Source organism: Actinocrinis sp., assembly GCF_035946395.1.
Taxonomy (GTDB): domain Bacteria; phylum Actinomycetota; class Actinomycetes; order Streptomycetales; family Catenulisporaceae; genus Actinocrinis.
Map to the genome: position 1 here is coordinate 1 of NZ_DASYZI010000095.1, position 6,584 is coordinate 6,584.

The 6,584-nt window shown below is 73.1% G+C and carries 4 protein-coding genes; all 4 read left to right on the forward strand.

Annotation, left to right across the window (positions count from 1 at the left end; genetic code table 11):
- Nucleotides 1-195 (forward strand): hypothetical protein (locus tag VGS97_RS06270; RefSeq protein WP_326852270.1); only part of this gene is annotated, 195 nt, incomplete at its 5' end.
- Between the two features lie 154 nt (nt 196-349).
- Nucleotides 350-1,528: an AAA family ATPase gene (locus VGS97_RS06275; protein ID WP_326852271.1), complete on the forward strand. Its 1,179-nt coding sequence runs from the start codon at nt 350-352 to the stop codon at nt 1,526-1,528.
- Nucleotides 1,525-5,229, forward strand: coding sequence for a vWA domain-containing protein (locus VGS97_RS06280; protein ID WP_326852272.1), 3,705 nt, complete (start codon nt 1,525-1,527; stop codon nt 5,227-5,229). Before VGS97_RS06275 ends, VGS97_RS06280 begins: the two co-directional genes overlap by 4 nt.
- On the forward strand, nt 5,226-6,584 hold a 1,359-nt coding region (locus VGS97_RS06285; protein WP_326852273.1), incomplete at its 3' end, for an SWIM zinc finger family protein. The genes VGS97_RS06280 and VGS97_RS06285, both read left to right, overlap by 4 nt.

A 6,584-nucleotide genomic window follows, 5' to 3' on the forward strand; every position in this document is an offset into this window, starting at 1 on the left:
TACCTCCCGGTCGAGCAGTGGAAGGCGCCGTTCTTCGGCCCGCTGTCCAGCGACGGCCGACCGGTACTCGGCGCGCTGGTGCCCGTCGAACCCGCCGGGCAGCTCTACCGCCGGGCCTGGCAGCGCGTGCGCGAGGGCGACGGCCCGCGCTTCGAAGAGCTCAAGGTCTCCCGCGCCCGCACCCGCCGCCGGTGAGTCGCAGAGCCGTGGAGTAGCAGAGTCGCAGAGTAACAGGGTCGCAGAGGCCAACGTATCCGGCCCCTGACCCCAACTGCGGCCTCGACTCCGACTCCGACGCCAACCATGACAATACTCTGACAGTTCTTTCTCTTTGGAAGTGGACGATCCGATGACCCTCACCCGCGAGGCGGGTGCCCGCGCCGGCCGACAGGTCATGTCGGCCGAGGAGCGGTACGCCGACGAACTCGCCTTCCTGGCAGCCCACGACGACGGCCCGCGCCCACCGGGCTGGACGTTGACCCCCCGCGCCGTCGTCACCTTCATCTGCGGCAGCGGCGGCGAAACGCTCAAGCTGCCACGGTCGCTGCCGCAGGCGCACGAGACGCTGCCCGAGCGGATGAGCATCCCGGTCAAGTTCGTCGGTGAACGAGCCCTGGTCGAGCGCTGCGTCGTCACGCTCGCCGGGGAGCGTGGCCTGCTGCTGGTCGGCGAGCCGGGCACCGCCAAGTCGATGCTGTCCGAACTGCTCGCGGCCGCCGTCTGCGGAACCAGCGCCCTGACGGTGCAGGGCACGGCGGGCACCACCGAGGACGCCTTCCGCTACGGCTGGAACTACGCGCTGCTGCTGGCCCAGGGCCCGACGCCGCAGGCGCTGGTCGACTCGCCGGTGCTCACCGCGATGCGTTCCGGCCGGGTGGCCCGGGTCGAGGAGATCACCCGCTGCCTGCCCGAGGTGCAGGACGCGCTGGTCTCGATCCTGTCCGACCGGCGGGTGAGCATCCCGGAGCTCAGCGGCGACGGCGACGGCCGGGGCTCGGTCGCCGCCGTGCCCGGCTTCACCGTGATCGCGACCGCGAACCTGCGCGACCGCGGCGTCTCCGAGATGTCGGCGGCGCTCAAGCGGCGCTTCAACTTCGAGACGATTCACCCGATCGCCGACGCCGTCGCGGAGACCGAGCTCGTGCGCCATCAGGCCACTGCGGCAGTCGAGCGGGCCGGTGCCGCGTACTCGGTGGACGACTCGGTGCTCGAAGCGCTGGTCACTGTCTTCCGCGACCTACGCGAGGGCCGGTCGGCAGAGGGCTGGGACGTCGAGCGTCCGGGCACTGTCATGTCCACGGCGGAGGCGGTCCAGGTCACCGCGTCGCTCGGGCTGGCGGCCGCGTACCTGTCCGCCGGGGACGTGCTCGACCTCGTGCCCGGCCACCTGCTCGGCGTGGTCCGCAAGGACGACCCGGCCGACCACGGAAGGCTGCTCGGCTACTGGGACGGCCCGGTGCGCCGCCGCGCCGAGGACGGCTCGGCGCTGTGGCGGCGGCTGTGGGACCTGCGGGAGACGCTGAGGTGACCCAGGTCCTCGCATCGAACACCGATTTGACGGGGCTCTGGGCCGATCCGCGCGACGCGGTCGACGAACTGGCCGCCTGTACCCGGCCCTACCTGCTCGGCGTGCGTCACCACAGCCCCGCCGTCGCCGCCGCCGTCCCGGCCCTGCTGGACGCGGCCGGCGTGGAAGTGGTCTGCGTTGAGCTGCCCGCGGACTTCCAGCACTGGTTGCCGTACCTGGCGCACCCCGACACGCACGCGCCGGTGGCCTTGGCCGGGGCGGGCGACGACGGGCGACTGGCCTTCTACCCCTTCGCCGACTTCTCGCCGGAACTCGCAGCGGTGCGCTGGGCGCGCGACCACGGCGTCGAGGTGCTGTGCTGCGACCTGCCGATGTCGGACCGCGGATGGTCCGACATCGTGCAGGCGCCGTCCGCCGAAGTCCCGGCCCCCGACTCGACCACCACTCCCGCTCCCGCATACGCCGACGGCCTGTCCGGAGCGGGGACCGGCCGTGACGGCGACGACCTGTGGGACCGTGCCGTAGAAGTCCTCGCACCCGGTTGTGCCCCCGAAGCGGTCCGCCGCGCGGCCCTCGGCGTCGGCTGGGCGCTGCGCCAGGACGCGGCGAACCGCAACGGCGTCGAAGCGCGGGACCTGGCGCGCGAAGCGCACATGCGGCGCATGATCGCCGCGGCGGCGGCCGGTGGACGGCGAGTCGCCGCCATCATCGGGTCCTTCCACGCCCCCGCGCTGGCCACGATCCCTGACACCCCGACTTCCGACACCACGATCCCTGATACTCCGACCTCTGACACCTCGATCCCCGCACCGACGGCCCCTGAGACGGAGCCGGATCAGGCTGCCGCACCCCCGCTCGTCACCTCGCTCGTCCCGTACGCCTTCGACCTGCTGGACTCCCGTTCCGGCTATCCGGCCGGGATCAGGGATCCGCAATGGCAGCAGGCTGTCTTCACTGCGGGAGGCAACCCAGAGCACGTACGCGACGCCGCCGCGACCGTCATCACAGACCTCTGCCGGGCACTACGCGCAGCAGGACACACCGCGGGCACCGGGGAAGCCGCCGAGACCCTGCGGATCGCCTGCGACCTGGCCCGGTTGCGCACACTGCCCGCACCCGGGCGCGGCGAACTGCTCGAAGCGGTCACGACCGTGCTCGGCCAAGGCGAGCCACTCGGCCGGGGCCGCGCACTCGCCCGCGCACTGGACACCGTGATGGTCGGCAGCGGACGCGGCAGAACGGCTCCGGGTACGCCCCGCTCCGGTCTCGCTCCCGCGGTCGAGGCCGAACTCGCCGAGCTGCGCCTCCCGGACCCGGACGATCCGGCGGCCCGCGAGGTCCGGCTCGACCCGCTGCGCTCCGCGCTCGACGCGCGCCGCGAGATCCTGCTGCAACGGCTGTCGGTCTGTGGCGCCGGATACGGCGAGCCGACCGAGGTGGCCGGGACCGGCGACGGGATCGCGCTGACCACCCGGTGGCGGCTGGCCTGGAGCCCGGCCGTGCCCGCGCGGCTCGACCTGGCAGGCGTGCGCGGCGTGACCGCGGCCCAGGCGGCGGCCGGAACGCTGCGCGAACAGTTCCGCCGCGAATCCGCCGACGGGGGCGCGACCTGTGCGCTGGTGCTGGGCAGCCTGCGTGCCGCAGCACGCTGCGATCTGCCCGACCTGGTCGCAGACCGGCTCGCCGACGCCGCCGCGATCCTTCCGGCGAGCGCGACGCTGCCCGAACTGCTCGGCGCGCTCGATCTGCTGGAGGCGCTGCGCAGGCAGCACCTGCCCGGCACCACCGAGCAGAGCCGCGCGCAGGCCGCCGCGCTCACCGACACGCTCCTCGAAGCCGCCATCCGGATGCTGCCCGGCCTGGCCGGAAGCGACGACCCGGCCGACGCCGCCGCACTCGTGGCACTGGCCGGACGAGCCGCCGAGCAGCGACTCGGCCTGCGCCTCGACGACGCTCTCGCCCACCTCGCGCGTACCGGCTCCCCACTGATCCGAGGCGCCGCACTCGCCGTCAGAGTCCTGCTGGACCTGGGCACGGCGGACGAACTCGGCGCCCGCGCGGCCGGCTGGATCGACGCGGCCACCGCGCTCGACACCCGCCGCCGGCTCTCCCGGCTGCTCGCCGGCCTCCTGTCGGCTGCCGGACCGCTGATGCAGTCGGCGCCCGCCGCACTCGACCCCGTGCTGGACCGGATCGATTCCCTGACCGACGAGGCGTTCCTCGCCAGGCTGCCCGCCCTGCGCGGCGGATTCGACACGCTGACTCCGGCCGCCCGCGATCAGCTGCTGCGCACCGTGACCGAGCGCCTGGGCGACCGGCTCGATCTGAGACTCTCGGCCTCACCCAAGCTGATGGCCCGGTGGGCGGCGGCGGACGCGGCGGGCCTCGCCGCCCTGCGCACACTGCGAATCCCGCTGCCCGAGACCCTGACCACCACCGCCACCGCCGACCAGCCGCCCGACTCAGACCCCTTACCCGCAACGCCATCGACCCCTGATCCAGTCGGCGATCCGAAACAGCCACAACCGCAGCCACAACCGCGATCACGGCCACAACCATCGCCGTCCACCACGCACAGCCTCTCCCCCGCCGACCGCTGGCGTCTTCTGCTCGGCCGCGAATCCACGCGGCTCCCCGACGGTGCCCGTCGTTACGCCCACGCGCTCGACGAGCTCTACGGCGCGGGCCGGGGCGAAGGCACCGACGAAATCGGCGGCGGTCCGAACGATCCGCACGGCGCAGGTCAAGGTGCGTCGTTCCCCACCGCACGCGAGTGGGCGCAGGAACTCGACGCGCTGTTCGGCGCCGAGGTCCGCGAGGAGGTGCTCGGCCGGGCCGCCGAATCAGGCCGCGGCGACGTGCTCGCCGAACTCGATCCGGGCTCGGTCCGTCCCTCCGTCGACCTGCTCACGGCCGTCCTCAACCTCGCCGGAGGCATGCCCGAACAGCAGCTGGCGAAGCTGCGACCGCTCGTGCGCCGTCTCGTCGACGAACTCGCCCGCGAGCTGGCCACGAAGCTGCGACCGGCGATGACCGGCCTGGCCACCCCGCGACCCACCAGGCGCCCCGGCGGCCGCCTCGACCTGCCGCGCACCCTGCGCGCCAATCTCGTGCACACCCGTCGTCTCGACGACGGGCGCACCGTCGTCGTCCCCGAACGCCCGATCTTCAGCACCCGGGCCCGCCGCCAAGCCGACTGGCGCTTGATCCTCGTGGTCGACGTCTCCGGTTCGATGGAGGCGTCCGTGGTCTGGTCCGCGCTCACCGCCGCGGTGCTCGGCGGCGTGCCGTCCCTCTCCACGCACTTCCTCGCCTTCTCCACCGAGGTCATCGACCTGACCGACCGCGTCAGCGATCCGCTTTCGCTGCTGCTGGAGGTGCAGGTGGGCGGCGGAACGCACATCGCGGCCGGATTGGCGCACGCCCGCACCCTCGTCACCGTGCCCAGCCGCACGCTCGTCGCCGTCGTCAGCGACTTCGAGGAGGGCTACCCCCTCGGCGGCCTGCTCGCCGAGGTCCGCGGGCTCGCCGGATCCGGCGTGCACCTGATGGGCTGCGCCGCGCTCGACGACACAGGAACGCCGCGGTACTCCGTGCCCGTCGCGCAACAACTCGTCGCGGCCGGAATGCCAGTGGCCGCACTCAGCCCTATCGCTCTGGCCCGCTGGGTCGGCGACCGTCTGCGCGGAGAACGCCCATGACCCTTCCCCCGGTCGCTCCGGACGTGATCGCCGACGCTGTCGAGAACCTGTCCCCGCGCCTGCGCAAAAAGCTCGACGCGGCGATCGAGCAGTACGCCACCACCCCCGTCGTCTCCGACGCCGGTGCATTCGCAGTGAACTGCGGTGAGGACGCCGTTGTCACACTCGCGCCGGGCCCCGCAGGCGCTGTGACGCAAGCGGATCAGGCGACGTGCACCTGCCTGCTCGCGCCCCGTTGCCTGCACCGCGCCGCCGTGCTGAGCGCCTGCCCCGTCGCCGCGTCAGACATCGCAGCACCCGAACCAGAAACAGCCACCCCCACCCCCGCTCCCAAGACCCCTGAGACACTCGCCGACCCGAACCCCACCGCCGACACCCACTCCCCTGTCCCCATCACCGCATCTCAGATTTCTGCCGCCCTCGCTCTCTGGTCCGCCGCCGCAGCCGTGCTCGCCGCAGGCATCCCCGCCGCCGGAGCAGTGCCCCAGTCGGAACTGCTGCGGGCCGCGCACACCGCGAGGCTCGCAGGACTGCACCGCGCCGAGACAGCCGCACTACGCGTCGTCAGCAGTCTGCGCAGCGCACGCGCCCGCCACGCGGAACACCGCATCGCCGACCTCGTCGCCGCGTTGCGCGAACTACTCCTGACCACAGTGCTCCTCGCCGCCGGCGACCCGGATCCCTCACTGATCGGCGCCGCCCGCCGCGCGTACCAGCCCGGCGGGTCTCTGCGCGTTTACGGCGTGTGCCGCGAGCCGATCATCAGCGCGACCGGGTACGCCGGCGTCGTCACACACCTCCTGGCTCAGGACGGCCGCTGGTACTCGGCATCCGACGTGAAACCGGGCACCCCAGCCCGCGCCCGCGCCGCCGCCAACGCACCGGTCACCATCGGAGCCGCCACCCTCGACCACGAGCAACTCGCCCGCGGCGGGCTGCTGATCAGCGGCGCGACCGTGTCCCCCGACGGCCGCCTCGGCTCCGGCAACTCGGTCAGGGCCACGCCCCTCGCCGGGCTACCGTGGTCCGCAGGACCCATCGCCGCGCTACTCGAACACCCGCTCGCGCACCTCGCAGCCCAACGCCTCACCGTCACACCCGCAGACGACGAGGCACGCACCGACGCCACCCGCGAGCTCGTGGCCTGCGACGTGGAAATCCTCGCGGGCCAAGGCGATCACCTGCTCGTACGTGAACTGACATCCGGCACGCCGATCCGCCTCATCCCGGCCGACGCCCACCCGGAACTCGCACACACCGCCAACCTGCGCCAGCTCGCATCACGACCCGGACTGCGCATCCGACTGGTCGGACGCCTCGACCCCGACCACGCCGCAACCATGCGCCCACTCGCC